Source organism: Campylobacter sp. CNRCH_2013_0898h (assembly GCF_025772965.1).
Classification (GTDB): domain Bacteria; phylum Campylobacterota; class Campylobacteria; order Campylobacterales; family Campylobacteraceae; genus Campylobacter_D; species Campylobacter_D lari_D.
The window spans coordinates 43,353-63,970 of record NZ_JAKMTD010000004.1; the positions used below are offsets into that span (position 1 = coordinate 43,353).

General features: G+C 31.9%; 29 protein-coding genes and 1 pseudogene. 4 read left to right on the forward strand and 26 right to left on the reverse strand.

Translation table 11 applies throughout. From position 1 onward, the window contains the following. Positions 1–114 precede the first annotated feature (114 nt). From L8X50_RS03125 to L8X50_RS08310, 4 genes and pseudogenes are all read left to right on the forward strand, one after another. Positions 115–1,404, forward strand: a complete 1,290-nt coding sequence (locus L8X50_RS03125) for an MFS transporter (protein ID WP_263660375.1) — start codon at positions 115–117, stop codon at positions 1,402–1,404. Between the two features lie 54 nt (positions 1,405–1,458). After that, on the forward strand, positions 1,459–2,382 hold the full coding sequence (locus L8X50_RS03130) for a cytochrome-c peroxidase (protein ID WP_243705637.1): 924 nt from the start codon (positions 1,459–1,461) through the stop codon (positions 2,380–2,382). Continuing rightward, positions 2,366–3,040 (forward strand): annotated as a pseudogene (locus L8X50_RS08305) (DAHL domain-containing protein); the annotation flags it as partial. The gene L8X50_RS03130 and the pseudogene L8X50_RS08305, both read left to right, overlap by 17 nt. A 501-nt stretch (positions 3,041–3,541) precedes the next feature. Further along, positions 3,542–4,168 (forward strand): methyl-accepting chemotaxis protein, encoded by a 627-nt coding sequence (locus L8X50_RS08310; protein WP_263665375.1) that lies wholly within the window; start codon positions 3,542–3,544, stop codon positions 4,166–4,168. Between the two features lie 16 nt (positions 4,169–4,184). Here L8X50_RS08310 and map read toward each other — a convergent pair whose 3' ends face one another. The 26 genes from map to rplB all read right to left on the reverse strand — a co-directional run bounded on the left by map (position 4,185) and on the right by rplB (position 20,617). Continuing rightward, a complete protein-coding gene (gene map / locus L8X50_RS03140; RefSeq protein WP_263660377.1) occupies positions 4,185–4,940 on the reverse strand; it encodes a type I methionyl aminopeptidase in 756 nt (251 codons plus the stop codon). 89 nt (positions 4,941–5,029) lie between these two features. Continuing rightward, the gene (locus L8X50_RS03145) at positions 5,030–6,397 is read right to left on the reverse strand and encodes an L-serine ammonia-lyase (RefSeq protein ID WP_133319140.1); all 1,368 of its coding nucleotides are present in this window, start codon (positions 6,395–6,397) and stop codon (positions 5,030–5,032) included. Positions 6,398–6,408: 11 nt separating this feature from the next. After that, positions 6,409–7,692 (reverse strand): aromatic amino acid transport family protein, encoded by a 1,284-nt coding sequence (locus tag L8X50_RS03150; RefSeq protein ID WP_133319191.1) that lies wholly within the window; start codon positions 7,690–7,692, stop codon positions 6,409–6,411. Positions 7,693–7,790: 98 nt separating this feature from the next. Then, positions 7,791–8,819 carry a tRNA-dihydrouridine synthase gene (locus L8X50_RS03155; protein WP_220567006.1) on the reverse strand — a complete coding sequence of 343 codons (1,029 nt, stop codon included), beginning with the start codon at positions 8,817–8,819 and terminating at the stop codon, positions 7,791–7,793. Between the two features lie 160 nt (positions 8,820–8,979). Then, a complete protein-coding gene (locus L8X50_RS03160) occupies positions 8,980–9,531 on the reverse strand; it encodes a ribonuclease HII (RefSeq protein ID WP_263660379.1) in 552 nt (183 codons plus the stop codon). Further along, positions 9,531–10,004 carry a DNA-deoxyinosine glycosylase gene (locus L8X50_RS03165; protein WP_263660380.1) on the reverse strand — a complete coding sequence of 158 codons (474 nt, stop codon included), beginning with the start codon at positions 10,002–10,004 and terminating at the stop codon, positions 9,531–9,533. Before L8X50_RS03165 ends, L8X50_RS03160 begins: the two co-directional genes overlap by 1 nt. Positions 10,005–10,058: 54 nt before the next feature. Beyond that, positions 10,059–10,706 (reverse strand): ferritin family protein, encoded by a 648-nt coding sequence (locus L8X50_RS03170; RefSeq protein ID WP_220567003.1) that lies wholly within the window; start codon positions 10,704–10,706, stop codon positions 10,059–10,061. 85 nt (positions 10,707–10,791) lie between these two features. Next, the gene (locus tag L8X50_RS03175; protein ID WP_263659249.1) at positions 10,792–11,823 is read right to left on the reverse strand and encodes a type II asparaginase; all 1,032 of its coding nucleotides are present in this window, start codon (positions 11,821–11,823) and stop codon (positions 10,792–10,794) included. Positions 11,824–11,937: 114 nt separating this feature from the next. Further along, positions 11,938–12,678, reverse strand: a complete 741-nt coding sequence (gene murI, locus L8X50_RS03180; protein WP_263660381.1) for a glutamate racemase — start codon at positions 12,676–12,678, stop codon at positions 11,938–11,940. A 41-nt stretch (positions 12,679–12,719) separates the two neighbouring features. After that, positions 12,720–13,982, reverse strand: coding sequence for a preprotein translocase subunit SecY (secY, locus tag L8X50_RS03185; RefSeq protein WP_133319135.1), 1,263 nt, complete (start codon positions 13,980–13,982; stop codon positions 12,720–12,722). Next, on the reverse strand, positions 13,982–14,374 hold the full coding sequence (rplO, locus tag L8X50_RS03190; RefSeq protein ID WP_039617163.1) for a 50S ribosomal protein L15: 393 nt from the start codon (positions 14,372–14,374) through the stop codon (positions 13,982–13,984). The genes secY and rplO overlap by 1 nt, the downstream gene beginning before the upstream one ends. Before the next feature lie 3 nt (positions 14,375–14,377). Beyond that, the gene (rpsE, locus tag L8X50_RS03195; protein ID WP_039617161.1) at positions 14,378–14,821 is read right to left on the reverse strand and encodes a 30S ribosomal protein S5; all 444 of its coding nucleotides are present in this window, start codon (positions 14,819–14,821) and stop codon (positions 14,378–14,380) included. A 16-nt stretch (positions 14,822–14,837) separates the two neighbouring features. Continuing rightward, positions 14,838–15,194, reverse strand: coding sequence for a 50S ribosomal protein L18 (gene rplR / locus L8X50_RS03200; protein WP_039617157.1), 357 nt, complete (start codon positions 15,192–15,194; stop codon positions 14,838–14,840). Positions 15,195–15,203: 9 nt separating this feature from the next. Next, positions 15,204–15,740 carry a 50S ribosomal protein L6 gene (gene rplF / locus L8X50_RS03205; protein WP_039617154.1) on the reverse strand — a complete coding sequence of 179 codons (537 nt, stop codon included), beginning with the start codon at positions 15,738–15,740 and terminating at the stop codon, positions 15,204–15,206. A gap of 78 nt (positions 15,741–15,818) precedes the next feature. After that, positions 15,819–16,214: a 30S ribosomal protein S8 gene (gene rpsH, locus L8X50_RS03210; RefSeq protein ID WP_039617152.1), complete on the reverse strand. Its 396-nt coding sequence runs from the start codon at positions 16,212–16,214 to the stop codon at positions 15,819–15,821. A 12-nt stretch (positions 16,215–16,226) separates the two neighbouring features. Continuing rightward, on the reverse strand, positions 16,227–16,412 hold the full coding sequence (locus tag L8X50_RS03215) for a type Z 30S ribosomal protein S14 (RefSeq protein WP_012660824.1): 186 nt from the start codon (positions 16,410–16,412) through the stop codon (positions 16,227–16,229). Between the two features lies 1 nt (position 16,413). Beyond that, positions 16,414–16,959 carry a 50S ribosomal protein L5 gene (rplE, locus tag L8X50_RS03220; protein WP_133319134.1) on the reverse strand — a complete coding sequence of 182 codons (546 nt, stop codon included), beginning with the start codon at positions 16,957–16,959 and terminating at the stop codon, positions 16,414–16,416. 1 nt (position 16,960) lies between these two features. Further along, positions 16,961–17,188, reverse strand: a complete 228-nt coding sequence (gene rplX / locus L8X50_RS03225; RefSeq protein WP_012660822.1) for a 50S ribosomal protein L24 — start codon at positions 17,186–17,188, stop codon at positions 16,961–16,963. Continuing rightward, positions 17,188–17,556 carry a 50S ribosomal protein L14 gene (gene rplN / locus L8X50_RS03230; protein ID WP_012660821.1) on the reverse strand — a complete coding sequence of 123 codons (369 nt, stop codon included), beginning with the start codon at positions 17,554–17,556 and terminating at the stop codon, positions 17,188–17,190. The genes rplX and rplN overlap by 1 nt, the downstream gene beginning before the upstream one ends. Further along, positions 17,556–17,807 carry a 30S ribosomal protein S17 gene (gene rpsQ / locus L8X50_RS03235; RefSeq protein WP_039617148.1) on the reverse strand — a complete coding sequence of 84 codons (252 nt, stop codon included), beginning with the start codon at positions 17,805–17,807 and terminating at the stop codon, positions 17,556–17,558. Before rpsQ ends, rplN begins: the two co-directional genes overlap by 1 nt. A gap of 9 nt (positions 17,808–17,816) precedes the next feature. Then, positions 17,817–18,002: a 50S ribosomal protein L29 gene (gene rpmC / locus L8X50_RS03240; protein ID WP_012660819.1), complete on the reverse strand. Its 186-nt coding sequence runs from the start codon at positions 18,000–18,002 to the stop codon at positions 17,817–17,819. Further along, entirely contained in the window at positions 17,989–18,414 is a 426-nt protein-coding gene (gene rplP, locus L8X50_RS03245; RefSeq protein WP_012660818.1) for a 50S ribosomal protein L16, read from the reverse strand. Before rplP ends, rpmC begins: the two co-directional genes overlap by 14 nt. Positions 18,415–18,416: 2 nt before the next feature. Then, positions 18,417–19,118, reverse strand: coding sequence for a 30S ribosomal protein S3 (gene rpsC, locus L8X50_RS03250; protein ID WP_039617145.1), 702 nt, complete (start codon positions 19,116–19,118; stop codon positions 18,417–18,419). A 1-nt stretch (position 19,119) separates the two neighbouring features. Then, a complete protein-coding gene (rplV, locus tag L8X50_RS03255) occupies positions 19,120–19,494 on the reverse strand; it encodes a 50S ribosomal protein L22 (RefSeq protein ID WP_263660382.1) in 375 nt (124 codons plus the stop codon). Between the two features lie 9 nt (positions 19,495–19,503). After that, the gene (gene rpsS, locus L8X50_RS03260; RefSeq protein WP_039664929.1) at positions 19,504–19,785 is read right to left on the reverse strand and encodes a 30S ribosomal protein S19; all 282 of its coding nucleotides are present in this window, start codon (positions 19,783–19,785) and stop codon (positions 19,504–19,506) included. 1 nt (position 19,786) lies between these two features. Further along, positions 19,787–20,617, reverse strand: a complete 831-nt coding sequence (rplB, locus tag L8X50_RS03265; protein WP_039625087.1) for a 50S ribosomal protein L2 — start codon at positions 20,615–20,617, stop codon at positions 19,787–19,789. Position 20,618 lies beyond the last annotated feature (1 nt).

Genomic DNA, 20,618 nt, shown 5'->3' on the forward strand with positions numbered 1-20,618 from the left:
ATACAAAGCTATTATTTTATCACAATTTTTCTTTTTAAATTTTTAATATTTTTTTACAAACTATAATATTTTTACTATAATTACAAAATTACTACAAAAAGAAAGTATTTATAGATGTCAAAAACTTTAAAAAGAGGTGATTTTAAAACTCTTTCCTTATCTTCTTTGGGTGGAGCTTTAGAATTTTATGATTTTGTTATTTTTGTATTTTTTGCTAATTATATTTCAAGAAATTTTTTTCCTAGTGATTTAAGTGATTTTTGGAAACTTTTAAACACTTATGGGGCTTTCGCAGCAGGATATTTAGCTAGACCAATCGGTGGTATAATTATGGCACATTTTGGAGATAAAATGGGTCGCAAAAAGATGTTTATGCTTAGTATATTACTCATGGTGCTTCCAACTTTCTCTCTAGCTTTTATACCTACTTTTGAAACTATAGGATATTTTGCTCCTATTTTTTTACTACTTGTTAGAATAGCTCAAGGTATAGCTATAGGCGGAGAACTCCCTGGTGCTTGGGTATTTGTAAAAGAACATGCACCCGATGGAAGAGATAGTTTTTATATTAGCGCTATTAATGCTTCTATGGCTTTTGGAATTCTTTTAGGTTGTATTGTTGCCTTAGCGATTAATCATTACTTTGATCAAGAAGCAATTTATGAATATGCTTGGCGTATTCCATTTGCTATAGGTGGATTTTTTGGTATCATTTCTATATATCTTAGAAAATTTTTAGAAGAAACACCTGTTTTTCAAAAAATGCGACAAGAAAATGATTTGGAAAAATTTCCTTTAAAAACACTTTTTAAAGAAAAAAATATTTATCTAGACATCATTGCTTCTATGCTTTTAACTTGGATGCTCACAGCCTGCGTGATAATACTTATTTTACTTATGCCCAATTTTATATCAGAAGTTTTGATTCTTGATAAAACAGATGCGATTTTAATCCAAATGTTTGCAATAGTAATTTTATCTTGTGGAACTTTACTTGCTGGAATTTGGGTTGATAAATTTGGTTTTTTAGTTACCGCTTTAATTTTTACCATAGGATTTAGTTTATCGTGCTTTTTTTATTTTTATTTTTTCTATGCTCAAATTTTGCATTTGAGTATATATTTTTATTTTATAGCGTGTTTTTTTGGTGGTATTAATGCTTTAGCACCTATTTTAATGTGTAAAATTTTTAAGCCAAGTATTCGTTTTAGTGGAATTTCTTTTTCTTATAATATAGCTTATGCAATAGCGGGTGGTTTCACTCCTCAACTTGTATTTGCATTACATTCTTTGGCTATAAAACCTGAAAATCCTTTCGTGTATGGAATTTTTATTTATATTTTGTTTTTATCCCTGATAACACTGATAACTACCATATTTACTTATAAGAGGTTAAGATTTTAATGTTATAATTAAAAAAAATTATTAATTAAAAATTTATAAAATTAAAGGAAAATGATTATGAAAATTTTTATTGTTTTAATACTTTCTTTGTTGCCACTTTTAGCATTTGAAATGATTACACCTATACCAGAAAGCATTCCTTATAATAAAGAAAAAGCTATTTTAGGAAAAAAACTCTATATGGATACAAGTTTATCAAAAGATAAAAAAGTATCTTGCAATAGTTGTCATGATATTGCAAATTTTGGAGTAGATAATAAAACTTTTTCAACAGGTATTAATGGCATAATAGATGAGCCATTCCATACTCCTACAAATTTTAATGCCGTTTTTAGCCTAGCACAATTTTGGAGAGGCAATGCAAAAGATTTACAAGAACAAGCCAAACATCCTTTGTTAAACCCTAAAGAAATGGGGTTAAAAGATGCAGATGAAGTGGTGCAAATAGTAAAAACTAACGCAATTTATGAAAAAGAATTTAAAAGACTTTACGGAGAAGTTACCTTTGATAATATAGCAGATGCTTTAGCTGAATTTCAAAAAACCTTACTTACGCCAAATTCCCCATTTGACCGCTACTTAAAGGGAGATAAAAATGCTATAAGCGAACAAGCAAAAAGAGGCTATAATGCCTTTTTATCAAATGGTTGTATAGCGTGCCATCAAGGACAAAATATAGGTGGAAATATGTATCAAAAAATGGGGGTATTTGTTCCTTATGATAATGGAACAAATTGGAAAGGACGCTATGAGATCACTCAAGATCCTCACGATCAATTTGTAGTAAAAGTGCCAAGTCTTAGAAACATAGCCAAAACTGCTCCTTATTTTCATGATGGTTCTATGCCAACACTTGATGCTTGCGTACAATTTATGGCGTATTATCAGCTTGGTAAATTTTTAGAGCAAGATGTAGTTGATGATATAGTTGCATTTTTAAATTCTTTAACAGGAGAATACCATGATCCACTCAAATAAAAAAACTTTCTCTTTTTTAAAACAATTCATCACTTTATCCATAGTGGTTTTGGTATTGCTTTTAACTTTGACTTTATTTATTTTTAATACTTATAATACCACCAAAAGAAATTCACTTATTATGGATTCTTTTCAAAAATTAGAAATTCTAGATACTAAAATAGATGAAATTTTTAAAAATAAACTAAATCTACAAAACTATGACATCAGCGTCAAACTAGTAAGAGATTTTGAAAATACTTTAGCTATTTTAAAAGCCAATGAAATAGATACTAAAAAGCTAGAAGCAATTTTTCAGAAAAAAAATACACAACTACAACATTTTAAATCAGCCAATTCTATTGCTATAAATTCAAAGCTTTATCTTTACGAAATTCAACAAGAAATCATCAAACAAACAAATCAATTAGCACTCACTACTCAAGAGGCTAAACAAATAGAATATATAGGAAATATTTTAAGCATTATAGGAACTATGGATATATTAGAACCTTTAGCACAAAATAGATTACAAAATCTTGTCACAAATTTAAACGCAAAAGATTCTCAATTACCACAAGAGTTATTTGAGCTTTTTAATACACATTGTAAGATGATATTAAGTCAAATTAAAATATTAAAAGACAATTCTCAAAGTTTTCTTGATCAAGAACTGCAAAAACAAATTCTAGCACACCAAAATTTAATTGCTAAAAATATCAATCTACAAAATAAATATAATCTTTATACAGCTATAGGAATTTTCCTATTTACCTTAGTTGTATTGATTTTTTTCATACTTTTAACATTAAAAAAAGTAATCATACCTATATCTTTACTTGAAAAACTAAGTGCAAATCTAGCGGGAGAACATGCGAATTTAAGTGCAAGATTAGACATTGATAAAAAAAGTGAATTAGCTACAAGTGCTAGCTATATTAATTCTTTCATACAGATAGTGCAAAATTCAGTTTTAGAAGCCATACAAACTGCAAATTCAAGCCACAAAAGCTCACAAAAACTTTCCCAAAATGCTGAAATTTTACAGCAAAGTTCACTTTTACAGCATGAGCAAATTTCTAATGTCCATGAAATAAGTTCTGTTTTAGAAAGTCATATAGACTTAACTCAAAATCTAGCTAAAAATACTATAAAAGATATGCATGATATGCAAGAAGTTATGGGAGAAGTTGAAAAAACGCTTAAAGAGCTAGTAGAGCTTATATTACTAAGTGGAGAAAAAGAACAAAGTGTTTTAAGTGCTATGGATATACTAGTACAAAGTGCTGATAGTATTGTAGAAGTTACAGCAGCTATTAAAGATATAGCCGATCAAACTAACTTGCTAGCTTTAAATGCAGCTATTGAAGCAGCTCGTGCAGGAGAACATGGTAGAGGCTTTGCTGTTGTTGCTGATGAAGTTAGAAACTTAGCTGATAAAACTACAAAATCTTTAGTCGCTATAGAAACTACTGTAAGAACCATAGTACAACAAATCAATGACAACAAAAGCTTGATGGATGGAATTCATCAATCCATGAGTGATACTTCCAACAAAGCTAATATCTTACAAGGTGAAGTCGGTGCTTCTATAGAAAAATTAAAAACAAGTATCCATTCTACTAAAATTATGGAAGAAAAAAGTGATGAGTCAAAAGCTAAAATGAATGAGTTAGAACAAAATGTAGAAAAAGTGACTGAACTTGCAAATTGTGTTAAAAACTATTCACTCGAGCTAACACAAATTTCACAAGATGTTTTAGAAAATGCTTCTAAACTTTCAGAAAAACTAAAAACATTTGAGTAAGAAAGTTTAAACTTTCTTACTTAGATAAAATATCTGCTTTGCCATTTATAATTGCAACACAATGCTCATAATGAGCAGCATTTAATCCATCTTTGCTTCCTGCTTCCCAATTACCTTTTAAATGTACCGGTGTGCCATCTTTTTGACATACCATAGGCTCTATGCAAAATACCATGCCATTTTTGATTTTAGGTCCACTTTTTGCACTAGCACCTGGTTCTAAATAATTTGGAATTTCAGGCTCACCGTGTGGCTTTTTACCTATACCATGACCACAATAACCTTTCAAAGGTACAAATCCTCTTTTAGTGATAAACTCGCCAAGCTCATATGAAAGCTCTTTAAAACGCATACCTTCTTTGATAATATCTATAGCATAATACAAAGCATCTTTAGCACAAGCAATCAAAGCCTCATCAGTGGCTGAAATTTGACCTATAGGTATAGTCCTTGCTGCATCTCCATAATATCCATCTATGCAAGTACCCACATCAAGCCCTAAAATATCGCCTTCTTTTAAAATACGCTCATCCCCTACACCATGAATGCAAGCTTGATTAAGCGAGATACAAATACTGCCTGGAAAACCATATAAGCCTTTAAAAGATGGTTTTGCACCATGATCAAGTATAAATTCTTCTGCTTTAATGTCAATTTCTTTTAAACTCATACCCGGAACTATAATGCCCTCTAGATAGTCAAGCGTTCTAGCTACAAGTTCATTTGCCTTGCGTAGTTTTTCTATTTCTGCTAGTTTTTTGATTTCTATCATTTATATTTTCCTTAAAATTTTTAAAAATTTAGCATTTATGCGCTTTTAAAAGCTTTAAGGAAAAACCTTAAGTTTTAAAACTTAAGGTTTTAACATACACTTGTAAGATTAGTAGCTAGGCCACCTAAAGAAGTTTCTTTGTATTTTGAATTCATGTCTTTGCCGGTTTCATACATAGTTTTTATAACCTCATCAAGACTTACTTTTGGAGTTGATTTTCTACTCATTGCCATTCTAGCAGCTGAAATTGCTTTAATCGCTCCAAAGGCATTTCTTTCTATACAAGGAATTTGCACTAAACCACTTACTGGATCACAAGTTAAACCTAAATGATGCTCCATTGCAATTTCAGCAGCATTACAAGCTATCTTTGCATCAAAACCCATTACAGTAGCCATAGCTCCTGCTGCCATAGAACTTGCACTACCAATTTCAGCTTGACAGCCAGCTTCAGCACCACTTATACTTGCATTTTTCTTATAAAAAGAGCCTATTAACATAGCAGTAAGTAAAAAATTAATGGCTTTTTCATCGTTAAAACCAATAGTATGATTTTTAAGATAAAGCATTACAGCAGGCACAACAGCACATGCACCATTAGTTGGTGCAGTTACCACTCTAGCTCCACTTGCATTTTCCTCTGCAATAGCAATAGCATATAAAGAAATAAAATCAATAATTCCTAAAGGATCACTTGTCATAGCCAAACGCTCATTAAGTCCTTTGGCGCGGCGTTTTAAATGTAAATTCCCTGGAAGAAAATCTGAGCTTGGATGAATACCATTATAATAAACTTCTTGCATTACTTCCCAAATTTCTAAACAATAAGCTCTAATTTCTTCTTTAGTGTGAAATTGAAGCTCATATTCATAAGAGAGTTTTGCTAGATCCCATGAATTTTCTTCGCAAATTCTTAAAGCATCGCTTGCATTATTAATATCAAGTTCTAATTTAGTATGTTTTTGCTCACAAGCTCCATCTTTGTGTTTTTGAAGTTCAGCTTCACTCATAACAAAACCACCGCCTACCGAATAATAAATTTCTTCAGCAATGATTTCTCCATTTTCATTATAAGCACTTATTTTCAATCCATTTTCATGCAAAGGTAAAAAGTCTTTTTCAAAAATCAAATCTTTATCATAATCAAAATTTAATTCTTTTTGAGCATCTAAAACCAAAATTTTATCTTGCAAAATTTTATTAAACACACGATCTTGCAAAGCAATATTTAATTCTTTTGCTCTTAAGCCACTCAACCCCCATATAATAGCTTTATCACTTAAATGGCCTTTACCAGTAAGCGATAAAGAGCCATAAAGTTTGATTTGAATTTTTGTAATTTGTGTGATTTTATCTTTGATTTTTTCACAAAACATATTCCCTGCTAGCATTGGTCCTAAAGTATGAGAAGATGAAGGACCGACACCAACTTTAAATATACTTAAATTACTACTCATTCATCAGCACCTTAAAAAGTATAAATTACAGTGATGATTGTCAAAATACCTGTGATAAACACAAATGCATCTAAAGCTTTGTTTTGGAATTTTTTCATTTTAGATACAGTGTAAATTGCAATCATAGGCATTAAAAATAAGATTGCGGCAATGATTGGACCACCTAAGCTTTCAATAAAACCTAAAATACTTGGATTTACATAAGCAGTAATTAACATAACAATATACATTACCAAAGTTGAATAAACTGCGATTTTTTTCAAATCCGGATTATCATTACCTGCTAATTTACAACATTTTCTAACTATACCATAAGCACCTTCCCTAGCACCAAAATAATGCCCAAAGAATGAACTAGAAATTGCTAAAAATGCGATTAGTGGACCACCATAAGAAATAAATGGATTATCAAGTTTATTAGCAAAATAAGAAAGTACAGGTATGTTTTGTGCTCTAGCTTCAGCAAGTTCTGCAGGAGTTAAAGAAAGCACGCAAGATACCACAAAAAACATTACAAAAGCAAGTAACATTACAGAAGTTCTAAATAACACTTGATTTGCTTTTTGTACTGAATTTTCAGGATATTGCCTTTTTACACTTAAAGAAAAAGTAGAAATCGCTGGTGAGTGATTAAATGAAAACACTAAAACCGGTAAAGTTAGCCATACTATAGTAATAAATTCTTTTGTTCCAGGAATAGCACTAAAACTTTCAAACGACCATTGCGGGATAAGATATAAAGAAAATAAAAATAAAATAGCACATAAAGGATATACAAGCCACTCACATACTTTGGTAATTAATTCTTCACTAAAAAGCATAATAAGCATAAAAATACTTACTAAAACAAAAGCAAAAAGCGCTCTATAAAAAGGAAGTAAATTAGCTATAGTTTTTCCTTGCTCATTTACACTTGTTTGATACATAGCACTAATTGCGTTTGCGAAAGAACCATTTGGATCTAAAAGTGGTAAGAATTGATTATAAATAAAACTCTCAAAAGTATTAGTTATACCTACACAATATGCTAAACAAATTGGGAAAATTGCAAAGAAATAAAGCACAGAAATAAAAATACTTACTTTTCTACCAAAATACTCTTCAGCCGCATGAGTAATATCTTTATCATTACCATTTGCTTGACATACAAAACGACTTAAGGCTCTATGGCTTAAATACACCATTGGAAAAATAATCAAAGCCATTACAACAACTGGCCAAAAACCACCAACACCTGCTTTAATAGGTAAAAATAAAATCCCCGCACCAACTGCAGTCCCAAAAAGAGAAAGCATCCAACGCGTATCAAAAGAATTCCACTTAAGATTATCCACATTTTCTCCTTGTATAAAATAATAAAAAAAGCTTTTACCTAAAAACTTTTTGTATTATTTTACAAATATGCTCTTGAGTAGTTTGGCGTGATTTTTTCCCTTTCATTTAAAGCAACTGCGGCTTCATTTGCAAAATTTGGATTTCTTAATAATTTTCTACCATAACAAACTAAATCACACACCTCACCCAAAAGCAAAGCCTCACCTTCGCTAGCACTATTTATAAGACCCACACAAGATATAGGAATTTTAACAACTTCTTTTAAAGCCTTAGCATAAGGAGCTTGATAAAGTGGTGCTATATTTGGCACTAAAGAAGGTTTGTTGATATTTCCTCCTGCTGAAATATCTAACATATCAACGCCTAAATTTTCTAAAATCAAGGCAAGTTTTTTACTATCTTCCAAATTCCAACCACCCTCTTGCCACTCTGTAGCTGAAATTCTTACAAATAAAGTAATATCAACTTCTTTTTTTATACGCTTAATGATATCACACAAAAGACGCGCTCTATTTTCAAAACTACCACCATATTCATCATCTCTTTGATTTGATAAAGGAGATAAAAATGAACTAAGCAAATACCCATGAGCACTATGAAGCTCTATCGCATCATAGCCTGCTTCTTTAGCTCTTTTAGCACTTTGGATAAATTCTTGTTCAATTTGTAAAATTTCATCTTTACTTAAAACATGAAGTTTAGAAAATTTTTCACTAAAAGCGATATTACTTGGGGCTTTTGATATAGCTTGTTTGCATGAATTTTTACGACCACTATGATTTAGTTGGATAGCAACCTTAGCACCAAAATGATGACAAAGATCGACAAGCTCCTTATGTCCTCGAATTTGAAAATCTCCCCAAAGGCCTATATCATTATCAGCAATTTTTGCATTTTCATTAATCGCACAAGCTTGAACTATGATAAGCCCAACACCACCCAAAGCTCTAGCTCCATAATGTATCAAGTGAAATTGATTAATCTTACCATCTAAAACTTGTGTTTCATACATATCCATAGGAGGCATTACGATGCGATTTTTTACATAAAAATTTCCAATCTTTAGCTCACTCAAAAGTAAAGACATAATACCCCTTAAAATATTTTTTATATTACTATAATAGAAAAAAATTAATTTTTCTTAAAACATAGAGTATTTTAGACCAATATTATAATTTTTAATAGATTATTATTAAAAAAATAGTTTTTAATTATATTTTTTCATTATTAAAACTACAAAACACAATCTAATCAAATAAGCTTTTCTCAAAACACTTTAACATAAAGCTTTTGCGATGCAAAGGTGAATAACCAAATACTTTAATCTTTTCTATATGAGCTTTTGTACCATAACCTTTGTGTTTATCAAAATCATAATTATTATATAATTTAGAAAAATAACACATTTTTTGATCACGACTTACCTTAGCTAATATACTAGCGGCTGAAACTTCTTGCACTTTCATATCAGCTTTAATCATAGTATTAATACCCAAAACACCATAATTTAAATTTCCATCATATAAAATCTCATCTTGGTTAAAATGTTTTTTTATTATCTTTAAGCCCAAATTTAAACACTGACTAAGTCCTAAAATATCAATTTGCAAAGGTGAAAAAGCAAGGATTAAAAAATTTGAATTAGAAAGAATTTGCTCATATAATTCTTCTCTTTTTTTTGCACTTAATTTTTTAGAATCAGCTAAACCATCAATATTTTTTAAAAGCTTGCAAGCTGCCAAGTGCATATCTCCAGCTAAAGCTCCACGCCCAGCCTCATCTACTCCAACTAAAGCCATTATTTTTCCTTTATAATAGTATATTTTTCTACTAAATTTTCTAAAGAATAATTTATATTGGCAGGTGAGCTTGAAGGAAGTTCAAAAAATTCTTGCTCAGGATAAAATTTAGCAAAATATTTACTTGCAACTTTACCTAATACACAAATTTTTTCTATATTTGCCTTATCTAAAATAATACTTATATCATTTGCTTTGGCATAAGAAATAGTTTTATCATCTGAATTTTTTATCTTACAACTTGCTATAACATCCCAAAGTGCTATATGATTTGCTTTTAAAAAAGCCTTTTGCTCTTGCACTGTTTTTAACTCACGCTCAAATAATATTTCAAAAATACGCCAAAAACGATTTTTACTATGTTGATAATAAAAATTTTCTTCTCTTGATTTAATAGATGGAAAAGAACCTAGTATCAAAACTTTTGAGTTTTCATCAAAAAAAGGTTCAAAAGGATGAGTTAGAATTTGCATATTAGGCCTTGATAAAAATAAAATATTTTATCATTTTTATCAAGATTTTTAAAATTATCCTAAAAATTCTCGTTTGAAGTATTCTTTTGGAGCTTTACACAAAGGACAGGCATTTGGTGCTTTTTTACCACGGTGTATATGCCCACAAACTTCACAAACCCATAATTCTTCTACCTCTGAATTAAAGAAATCTTCTTCTTCAAGCATTTTTTTAAGTGCTAAATATTCTCTTTCATGCTCAATTTCTACTTTACCAATAGCAGTAAATAATCTTGCTATGTTTTTCTTGCCTTCATCTTCTGCAATTTGTGCAAAATTTGGATACATGGTAGTATGCTCGTAATTTTCACCCTCTGCTGCACAGATTAAATTTTTAGCAGTTTCTTCTAAAGCTTTACCATCTACTAATTCATGATAAGCTTTAAACTCAGCTCTTGCATGCCATTTTTCATTTTCTGCAGCTTCTCTAAAATGCTTTGCAATAGCATGCCAACCTTCTTCTTGAGCAATATCTGCAAATAAATCATATTTGTTTCTTGCCATAGATTCACCTGCGAAAGCTTTCATCAAATTTATGGCTGTTAAATCTTTAGTAATGCACTCCATTTCTTGACCACAGCAACTAAGCTTTCCACCACCTACATTTTGCACTTCTACTTCATTGCCGCATTTTTGGCATTTATAGCTTTCATATTGTCTCATTTAATATCCTTGTGATTAATTTAAGTAAGATTTTGATTGAAAAACTCACCCAAATGTTATTGTAGCATTTGGGCGCTAAAAGATTTTAGTATTTTAAGAAATATTCTTGAATTTTCTTAGGATCACTTGTTTTAGTTAAAGCAAGCATTAATAATACTCTAGCTTTTTGAGGACTCATATCACCTGTATCAATAAAACCAAGTTTTGCATCAGCATCACTTACTGCAACTCTACCAGCTACTACGCGTGAACTTACCGCTACATTAAGACCTTTTTTAAGCAATTCTTTTAATACATCTTTTTGATAATCATGAATACTGCCAGCACCTGTTCCAGCTACAACTATACCTTTAGTTCCATTTTCAAACAAAGCTTTTGCTGCAACACCGCTACCATCATTTGCATAACTATAAAGAATATCTACTTTTGGTAATTCTTTTAGCTTGCTAACATCAAATGGAGATTTTTTGGTGTGTAATTTTGTATTAGTATTGTAGAAGAATGCTTTTCCATCTACTATATAACCCACATCACCCATATCCGGTGAACTAAATGCATTTACATTTAAACTATGAGTTTTCATAACGCCTCTAGCGCTTTGAATTCTATCATTCATAGCCACCATTACACCTTTATTTTTTGCTTGTGGATCTGCTGCTAACGCTACAGCATTGTAAAGATTTTTAGGACCATCTGCACTAATTGCAGTTGATGGGCGCATTGCACCAACTAAAACAACAGGTTTATCGCTTTTTACGGTTAAATTTAGGAAATATGCAGTTTCTTCCATGGTATCAGTACCATGAGTAATCACAACTCCATCTACATCAGATTTTAAAAGCCTATTGACTTCTTTAGCAAGTTTTAGCCAAATTTCATTTGTCATATCTTTACTATCAATATTTGCAATTTGATCCCCGCTAATTACTGCTAAATCTTGAATTTGAGGCACTGCTTTAATCAAAGCATCAACCCCTAAAACACCCGCTGTATAACCTGTTGTAGCTACCGAACTATCAATCGAGCCTGCAATAGTTCCACCTGTAGCTAAAATTGCAACTTTTGGTTTTGCTTCCAAAATTCCTGCTCCTAAACTTAGTGCCATAGCTGCGCACATTAACATTTTTTTCATGTTAGTCCTTTCATTAGAAATGATAAAAATTATAATGCAACTATGTTTAAATAAAAATAAATTATTAATATAAAAAATACTTTAGTAAATATTCATTAATTAAAGCCATAAATTTGCAATTTTTTTTAGTTTTTCCACATCGCTTGAAGCATAAAATTGAATGTTAGCTTCTTCTTGGATTGATGTTAAGTTAAATTCTTGTTGCAATTGCAAAGCTATAGCCTCGCCTGAATGAATAAGTTTTGTATTTTTGCCAAAATACTCTTCCAAAGAATGGGCGATTAAAGGAAAATGCGTGCATGCTAAGATTAGAGCATTAGGATGAAATTTAAGCTTATTAAAATAATACTCAAAAGCAGCTTTTAAAAAATCTCCTTGAAAAATCCCTTCTTCAACCATAGGTACAAAAAGCCCAGTTGCTTTTTCTTCCACTTTTAAAAAACCTTCTTTGATTAAAGCTTGCTTATAAGCGTGAGAATCCACGGTAGCTTGTGTTGCAATGACTAATATATTAGAGTTTTTATCTTCTAAAGAGTTTTTAACCGCTAAAACCCCTGCTTCTATAACTCCAAGAACTGGAAATGGTGCATTTGCTTTTAGAATTTCTAAAGCATGCGCGCTAACTGTATTACACGCAATAATAAGCATATCGACTTTTTTTTCTTTGAAAAACTCTAAAGCTTCTAGGGAAAATTTAATGATAGTTTCTTTATCTTTAACCCCATAAGGTACCCTTGCGGTATCTCCATAGTAAATATATTCTTTAAAAAGTTTTGCTTGAAGTAAAGATTTTAAAACACTAAGCCCACCTACACCGCTATCAAAAACGCCTAGTCTCATCAAAATCCTTAAAAAGAGAAGAAAGTAGAAAATCTACTTTCTTATAAGCCTACTGCACTTAAGGTTTGGTATTTATTCATATAAATTTGAGCTTCAATTTTTCTCATTGTATCAAGCGCTACTTGAACTACGATCAAAACAGAAGTTCCACCAAAATAAAAAGGCACACCAAACAACTTCACAATAAGCCATGGTAATGTAGCTACAAGCCCTAAATAAATAGAACCTGACAAGGTAAGTCTTGATGCTACTTCATTAAGATAATTTGCAGTTCCTTCACCTGGTCTAATACCTGGTATGAAACCGCCTTGTCTTTTAAGATTTTCAGCTATATCTTTTGCATTAAATACAATTGATGCATAAAAATACGCAAAGAAAATAACAAGTAAGAATGTTAAAAAATGAAAGAAAAATCCATTTGGATTTAAAAAGTCATAAATTTTTAACACATACTCATTTGTACTTGTTTGCAAAATAGTGCTTGGAAACATCAAAATCGCACTTGCAAAAATAGGAGGAATTACTCCACTTAAATTTATTTTAATAGGTATGTAATTCATAATGCGTTTGTTTTGATTTTGCATGATTACTTTTCTTGAGTAAGAAATAGGAATTCTTCTTTCTCCAAGCTCTACTACTATAATAGCCCAAATAGTAAGTAAAATTACAACTAAAATAGCAATGATAGTCAAGAAATTCATCTCACCTGTATTTACCAAATTTACTGTTCCACTAATTGCACCTGGAATTGTAGAAACAATACCGCCAAAGATGATCAAAGAAATACCATTTCCTATACCGCGTTGAGTGATTTGCTCACCTATCCACATTAAAAGCATGGTACCTGCAAGCATAGAAATAGCAGAAAGTGCAATAAAAGTATTCATATCAATCATAATAGCTGACTGACCTGCTTTCCCATGAAGACTTTGCAAGCCTATAGAAACGCCTATACTTTGTATCAAAGTGATAGCTATAGTAGCATAACGGATAATTTGCATATATTTTTGCATACCATCGCGTTCTTTTTTCATCTTTCCTATGTTAGGAAAAGTTGCCGCTAAAAGCTCCATAATAATCGAAGCAGTAATATAAGGCATAATGCCTAGAGAGATGATGCTAAGTCTTTCAGCAGCACCCCCACTAAACATATTAAACAAGCCTAATGCATTAGATGCATTAGAATCAAAAAATTCCTTGATAACACTGACATTAACCCCCGGAACTGGAACATAAGCTAATATTCTATAAGCAAATAAAAAAGCTAATGTTATGAGAATTTTATTTGTCAATGCTTTATTCATTATTTTTGTCCGCTAAAAGTGATCTTCTCGTCTTTAATTTTACTAGCAAGATCTTTAGCACTTGCTCCAATAAGCTTAACTTTATTTACATTTTTTGAAAGCTTATGAATACTATTGATTGTTTCAAATGTAATTTCGCTAAGCTCTTTGATTGCTGTGATTTTTTCAACATTAATCACATAAGGTTTTTCAAATTTAGAAGTAAAGCCTACTTTTGGTAAGCGTCTTTGAAGTGGTTGTTGACCCCCTTCAAAACCTCTTTTTTCGTTATAACCTTTTCTAGCAGTTTGGCCTTTTCCACCTTTAGTAGAAGTTTTTCCCATACCACTACCTTGACCACGGCCTATTCTTTTGGTTTTATGTGTTGAACCTGGTGCTTTTGTTAAATTCATTGATTATCCTTTAAGCATTGTAAGTGCTTTGATAGTAGCACGCACAACATTTGCTGAATTATTTGAACCTAAAGACTTAGTTAAAATGTCTTTAATACCTGCAAGTTCCACGATAGGACGTGTTGAACCACCTGCAATAACCCCTGTACCTTCACTTGCTGGTTTAAGTAAAATTCTACTTGCGTTGTATTTTACTTCTACATCATGAGGGATAGTTGAACCTTTTGTTTTAACTTCAACAATGTTTTTAAAAGCATCATCAACTGCTTTTCTGATAGCATCTGGAACTTCTTTAGCTTTTCCATAGCCCACACCAACTAAACCTTTTCTATTTCCAACGATAACTAAAGCAGTAAATCTAAATCTTCTACCACCTTTAACAACCTTAGTAACCCTGCCGATATCGACGATTACTTCTTCAAATTCTTCTCTATTATATTTTTCCATCGATCTTCCTTTTGGGTTATAGTTTGATTCCGTTTTCTCTTAGTGCTTCAGCTAATGCTGCAATCACACCATGGTATAAATAACCATTTCTATCAAACACTGCTTCTTCTATGTTTTTAGCTTTTAAAACTTTTGCAAATTCAGCTGCTATTTTTTTAGCACCTTCTTTATTTGCTTTAACACCAATTTTTCTTCCATCTACTGCTGCTAAAGTTACTGCTTTAACATCATCGATAGCTTGGATATATAAAGTTCTGTTTGATTTAAAAACAGAAACTCTTGGAAGAGCTTGTGTTCCTGAAATTTTTGCTCTAATTCTTTTTTTTCTTTTAATTCTTAAAGATATTTTTCTTTTTAATACATTTGCTCTCATATTCTATCCTTACTTCTTAGATGTCTTACCAGCTTTGCGGATAATACGCTCATCTGAATATTTAACACCTTTTCCTTTGTAAGGCTCAGGTGGTCTAAATTCACGAATTTGAGCAGCAACTTGACCTACCACTTGTTTATCGCTACCTTTGATAATAACATTGTTTTTATCAACGGTAATTTCTATGCCTTCTGGAATAGCATAGTTGATAGGATGAGAAAAACCTAAAGCAAGTTCAAGAACTTTACCTTTTAACGCAGCTTTATAACCAACACCGTTGATTTCTAAAGTTTTGCTAAAACCATCAGTTAAACCGATGATGATGTTTTGAGCTAAAGCTCTATAAGTTCCCCAATAAGCTCTACTTTGTCTATCTTCACCTTTAGGAGAGAAAAGAATTTGTCCTTCTTTAATCTCAACATTAACATTTGCTTTTGTATCAAGCTCTTTTGCTAAATTTCCTTTTTTGAATTTTAGCAAGTTACCTTCTAATTTTACTTCTACTCCACTTGGAATAGCAACTGGTTGTTTACCTATACGAGACATTCATTTTTCCTTTTTACTTGTCTACGATATGACTACTTTATAAGAATGGATACCGAATACCATAAAAAGTAGAAACTCTTACCAAATAGTACATAAAACTTCGCCGCCAACGCCTGCTTTATAAGCTTCGTCGTTAGCTAAAACACCTTTTGAAGTGCTTACTACGATAGTACCATAACCGTTTTTAAATCTTTTGATCTCATCTTTACCTTTATAAACACGACGACCAGGTTTAGAAATACGCTTAACTTCGTTAATTACGCTTTTACCTTTTTCATCGTATTTTAAAACTACATTGATGAATTTCTTTTTATCCTCTTCAATAACATTAAAGCTTTCAATATAGCCTTTAGCTTGGAAAATTCCAAGTAAAGCTTCGATAACTTTAGAATGCAAAAGTTGAGTAGTCTCTAATCTTCTCATCCCTGCATTTCTAATTCTTGTTAGTGAATCTGAAATTAAATCATTTATCATGGTTCTTTCCTCTTACCAACTTGCTTTTTTAAGACCAGGAATTAAACCTTCATTTGCCATTTTTCTTAAGCAAACTCTACAAATTCCAAAATCTCTATAAACTGAATGTGGTCTTCCACAAATTTGGCATCTAGTATACCCTCTAACACTAAATTTAGGTTTGCGGGCAGCTTTTGCAATCATTGATTTTTTAGCCATATTACTTTCCTTTTGCAAATGGCACGCCAAATAATTCTAATAATTTTTGTGCCTCTTTATCTGATTTTGCTGTTGTAACGATAGAAATGTTCATACCATGAGTTCTTAAGATTTTATCATATTCAACTTCTGGGAACATTAACTGCTCATCTAAACCAAAGTTATAGTTTCCTCTTCCATCAAAACCATCTCTTGGAAGACCTCTAAAGTCTTTAACACGAGGAAGAGCTATAGTAATAAGCTTATCTAAGAAAGCATACATATTGTCTTTTCTTAATGTTACCATTACACCTACTGGGAAGCCTTCTCTTACTTTAAAACCAGCAACTGATTTTTTAGCTTTTGTGATAACTGCTTTTTGCCCAGCGATCAATGAAATAGTATCTGCAACATTTTGTAATACTTTTTGATCTTTTGCTAATTCCCCAGCACCTACACTGATTACAACTTTTTCAATAAAAGGAACAAGCATAGGATTTTTAATATCAAATTCTTTAACTAAAGCAGGTTTGATATTTTGAGTGTATTTTTCTTTCAATCTCATCATCTTATTCTCCTGCCTTTGCTACATTTGAAATATCCATTGGCATTTCTTTATTGATAAAACCGCCATTTGGATTTTTATCACTTGGCTTAACAGCTTTTTTAGCGATTTTACAACCCTCAACAATTACTTTATTTGTTTTAGGAAATACTGCTAAAACTTTGCCTGTTTTGCCTTTGTCATCGCCTGCGATAACTTTTACCATATCATTCTTTTTAATTTTTAATTTCATTACAACACCTCCGGTGCTAGTGAAACAATTTTCATAAAGCCACCATATCTTACTTCACGACCTACTGGTCCAAAAATACGCGTTCCGATAGGCTCTCTTTTAGCATCAAGAATAACTGCTGCATTTTCATCAAAACGAATTAAAGAACCATTGTCTCTATGAATTTCTTTTTTAGTTCTAACGATAACTGCTTTTACTACTTGACCTTTTTTAACTTTACCATTTGGTAGAGCTTTTTTTACAGATGCAACGATTACATCACCAACAGTAGCGTATCTTCTTTTGCTACCACCTAAAACCTTAATACACATTAATTCTTTTGCACCGCTATTATCAGCAACTGCAAGCCTAGTAAAACTTTGAATCATTACTCAACTCCTGCTGATACTATAGTTTTTAAGCGAAATGATTTTCTCTTAGAAAGTGGTCTACATTCAATAGCAACTACAGTATTTCCCACTTTAAGTTCATTTCTTTCATCATGAATTAAATATTTTTTAAAGCGTTTTACGATTTTTCTGTATTTTGGGTGAACCACTTTTCTTTCAACCAAAATTGTTGCTGTTTTATCTCCAGCAATTTGAACAACAACGCCTTGAATTTCTCTTTTAAATGCCATTTTCTATCCTTATTTTAAAGCGCTAATTGCAGTATTGATTCTAGCGATGTCTTTTTTAACTTCGCTAATCTCTTTAGGATTAGTTAGCTGCATTGTTTTTAGCTTTTGTCTTAAAGTAAATAAAAGCACCTTTTTTTCTTTTAGCATTGTTGCAAGCTCACCTGCTGTTTTATCTTTAATCTCAGTATATTTCATTTTGGCTCTCTCTTGTAACAAACTTAGTTTTAAATGGCAATTTATGCATCGCTAAAGTTAAAGCTTGTCTTGCCATTTCTTCATTAACCCCTGCCATTTCATAAATAATACGACCTGGTTTAATGTTCATTACCCATTCCTCAACTGCACCTTTACCTTTACCCATACGAGTTTCTAAAGGTTTTTTAGTTAGAGGTTTATCTGGGAAAACTCTAATCCAAGTTTTACCTTGTCTTTTTACAAAACGAGTTAAAGCAATACGAGCTGCTTCGATTTGGCGTGAATTGATACGGCCAGCTTCAGTTGCTTTTAGGGCAAAATCACCAAAAGTAAATTCAGTCCCTCTGTTGGCATAACCTCTGTTACGCCCTTTCATCATTTTACGATATTTTGTTCTTTTTGGCATTAACATGATTATTTACCTCTTCTTGCTCTTCTAGTTTTTTTAGCTGGAGCGTTTTCTTCGGTTTTTTCAGGTTGAACACCCTTTTGTAAAACTTCACCTTTGAAGATCCATACTTTAATACCTATATTTCCATAAGTAGTATGTGCTTCTGCAAAACCGTAATCGATTTTTGCTCTTAAAGTGTGAAGTGGAACACGACCTTCTAGGTACCATTCAGTTCTTGCCATTTCAGCACCACCTAAACGGCCTGAAACTGAAACTTTAATCCCTTTAGCACCTGCTTTTTGCGCTCCTTGAATTACTTTTTTCATTGCTCTTCTAAAAGCAATTCTTTTTTCAAGTTGAGTAGCAACACTTTCAGCTGCAAGCTGAGCTGAAGCACCTGCTTTTCTTTCTTCTTTGATATTGATATTAACTTCTTTTTTGATTAAATCTTGAAGTTCTTTTCTTAAAATATCAACATCACTACCTTTTTTACCAATAATAATCCCTGGTCTTGCAGCTACAACAGTTACTCTTAATTTTTTCGCTGTTCTTTCTACAAGAATTTGGCTAATTCCTGCATAATAAAGTTTTCTTTTTAAAAATGTTCTGATTTTATAATCTTCACCAATATTTTCTGCTAAATTAGCTTTTGTAGGAAACCATCTTGATTCCCAATTTCTATTAATTCCTAGTCTTAAACCAATCGGATTTACTTTTTGTCCCATATTAGCTTTCCTTTTTCACTGATGCTTTTTTAGCTTTTGTAGTTTTTTCAGCACTTGCTTCTACTTTACTAACTTCTACCAAAATGTGTGAAGTTGGCTTTCTAATACGACTAGCACTTCCTCTAGCTCTTGGTCTAAATCTTTTTAAAACCGCACCAGCATCAACACGACAACTTGAAACAACAACTTCATTTGCTTCAAATCCGCTATTTGCTACAGCACTTGAAATAGCATTTGCTATAAATTTAGCACCTTTATTTGGCATAAATTTCAAACTAGCTAATGCAAGCTCTGCATTCATACCTTGAACTTCTCTAGCAATCAATCTCGCTTTAGTTGGAGATAATCTTATGAATTTAATTAACGCTCTACTCATAAATCTCCCTTACTTACCTATTTTTTTCTGAACAGAGCCTTTATGACCCTTAAATGTTCTAGTAGGTGCAAATTCACCTAATTTGTAACCGATATGATTTTCAGTAATATATACTGGGATAAAGCTTTTTCCATTATGAACATTAAAAGTTAAACCTATCATATCAGGTATAATAGTGCTGCGTCTTGACCAAGTTTTAATTGGCTTACCATCGTTAGCTTTTTTAGCAGCGATGACTTTTTTCATTACATGGTCATCAACAAAAGGACCTTTTTTTAGTGACCTAGCCATCTTACTTTCCTTTTCTTCTTGAAATTATTAGCTTATCGCTAGCTTTTTTACGGCGAGTTTTAGCACCTTTAGTTGGTTTACCCCATGGAGTAACTGGATGACGGCCTGAATTTTTCTTACCTTCACCCCCACCGTGCGGGTGATCAACTGGGTTCATCGCAGAACCTCTTGTTTGAGGACGAATACCTCTATGGCGGTTTCTTCCTGCTTTACCGATAGTCACATTTGACCATTCTTCATTACCAACTTCACCGATACTTGCCATACATTCAGCTAAAACTTGTCTCATTTCACCGCTTGCAAGTCTTAAGATAACATATTTTTCTTCTTTACCCATTAATTGAGCATAAGCACCCGCTGAACGGATCATTTGTCCGCCTTTGCCCGGTTTTAACTCGATATTGTGTACGATAGTACCCACTGGGATGTTTCTTAATTTCATAGCATTACCTGGTTTAATGTCAAGTCCACTTTCAGCAGCGCAAATAACATCACCAACGCTTAAACCTTTTGGTTGTAAGATATATCTTTTTTCACCATCTCTATAAGAGATTAATGCAATACGACAATTTCTGTATGGATCATACTCGATTGCTTCAACTTTACCTTCAATACCAAATTTTCTTCTTTTAAAATCTATAATTCTGTAAAGTTTTTTAGCACCTGCTTCTTTATGACGGCTTGTGATTCTACCATTATTGTTACGACCTGCATGAGCTGGAAGTTTTACAAGTAATGAACGCACACTAGCTTTTGCTGTGATATCATCAGAGCTTACACCTGTGATGTATCTTCTACTTGGAGTATATGGTTTATAAGTTTTAATTGCCATC

Bases quoted from the DNA above. Each gene is read 5' to 3' on its own strand.
- secY (WP_133319135.1), bottom strand. From the start codon at position 13,982: ATGAATAAAGCATTGACAAATAAAATTCTCATAACATTAGCTTTTTTA.
- rplN (WP_012660821.1), bottom strand. From the start codon at position 17,556: ATGATTCAAAGTTTTACTAGGCTTGCAGTTGCTGATAATAGCGGTGCA.
- rplR (WP_039617157.1), bottom strand. From the start codon at position 15,194: ATGAGAGCAAATGTATTAAAAAGAAAAATATCTTTAAGAATTAAAAGA.
- map (WP_263660377.1), bottom strand. From the start codon at position 4,940: ATGATAGAAATCAAAAAACTAGCAGAAATAGAAAAACTACGCAAGGCA.
- rpsH (WP_039617152.1), bottom strand. From the start codon at position 16,214: ATGATAAATGATTTAATTTCAGATTCACTAACAAGAATTAGAAATGCA.
- L8X50_RS08310 (WP_263665375.1), top strand. From the start codon at position 3,542: ATGGGAGAAGTTGAAAAAACGCTTAAAGAGCTAGTAGAGCTTATATTA.
- rplB (WP_039625087.1), bottom strand. From the start codon at position 20,617: ATGGCAATTAAAACTTATAAACCATATACTCCAAGTAGAAGATACATC.
- L8X50_RS03155 (WP_220567006.1), bottom strand. From the start codon at position 8,819: ATGTCTTTACTTTTGAGTGAGCTAAAGATTGGAAATTTTTATGTAAAA.
- L8X50_RS03150 (WP_133319191.1), bottom strand. From the start codon at position 7,692: ATGCTTTCTCTTTTTGGGACTGCAGTTGGTGCGGGGATTTTATTTTTA.
- L8X50_RS03215 (WP_012660824.1), bottom strand. From the start codon at position 16,412: ATGGCTAAAAAATCAATGATTGCAAAAGCTGCCCGCAAACCTAAATTT.
- rpmC (WP_012660819.1), bottom strand. From the start codon at position 18,002: ATGAAATATACTGAGATTAAAGATAAAACAGCAGGTGAGCTTGCAACA.
- rpsE (WP_039617161.1), bottom strand. From the start codon at position 14,821: ATGGAAAAATATAATAGAGAAGAATTTGAAGAAGTAATCGTCGATATC.
- rplX (WP_012660822.1), bottom strand. From the start codon at position 17,188: ATGAAATTAAAAATTAAAAAGAATGATATGGTAAAAGTTATCGCAGGC.
- L8X50_RS03145 (WP_133319140.1), bottom strand. From the start codon at position 6,397: ATGAGTAGTAATTTAAGTATATTTAAAGTTGGTGTCGGTCCTTCATCT.
- rpsQ (WP_039617148.1), bottom strand. From the start codon at position 17,807: ATGGCATTTAAAAGAGAAATTCAAGGCGTTGTTGTTCAAATTGCTGGA.
- L8X50_RS03125 (WP_263660375.1), top strand. From the start codon at position 115: ATGTCAAAAACTTTAAAAAGAGGTGATTTTAAAACTCTTTCCTTATCT.
- rplE (WP_133319134.1), bottom strand. From the start codon at position 16,959: ATGATGAGATTGAAAGAAAAATACACTCAAAATATCAAACCTGCTTTA.
- rpsC (WP_039617145.1), bottom strand. From the start codon at position 19,118: ATGGGACAAAAAGTAAATCCGATTGGTTTAAGACTAGGAATTAATAGA.
- rplF (WP_039617154.1), bottom strand. From the start codon at position 15,740: ATGTCTCGTATAGGTAAACAACCAGTTGCTATTCCAAGTGGAGTAGAA.
- L8X50_RS03170 (WP_220567003.1), bottom strand. From the start codon at position 10,706: ATGAGACAATATGAAAGCTATAAATGCCAAAAATGCGGCAATGAAGTA.
- rplV (WP_263660382.1), bottom strand. From the start codon at position 19,494: ATGAGTAGAGCGTTAATTAAATTCATAAGATTATCTCCAACTAAAGCG.
- L8X50_RS03160 (WP_263660379.1), bottom strand. From the start codon at position 9,531: ATGGCTTTAGTTGGAGTAGATGAGGCTGGGCGTGGAGCTTTAGCTGGA.
- murI (WP_263660381.1), bottom strand. From the start codon at position 12,678: ATGAGACTAGGCGTTTTTGATAGCGGTGTAGGTGGGCTTAGTGTTTTA.
- rplP (WP_012660818.1), bottom strand. From the start codon at position 18,414: ATGTTAATGCCAAAAAGAACAAAATATCGTAAAATGATGAAAGGGCGT.
- L8X50_RS03175 (WP_263659249.1), bottom strand. From the start codon at position 11,823: ATGTGCGCAGCTATGGCACTAAGTTTAGGAGCAGGAATTTTGGAAGCA.
- rplO (WP_039617163.1), bottom strand. From the start codon at position 14,374: ATGAATTTAACAAAAGCACCAGGTTCAACACATAAAACCAAAAGAATA.
- rpsS (WP_039664929.1), bottom strand. From the start codon at position 19,785: ATGGCTAGGTCACTAAAAAAAGGTCCTTTTGTTGATGACCATGTAATG.
- L8X50_RS03165 (WP_263660380.1), bottom strand. From the start codon at position 10,004: ATGCAAATTCTAACTCATCCTTTTGAACCTTTTTTTGATGAAAACTCA.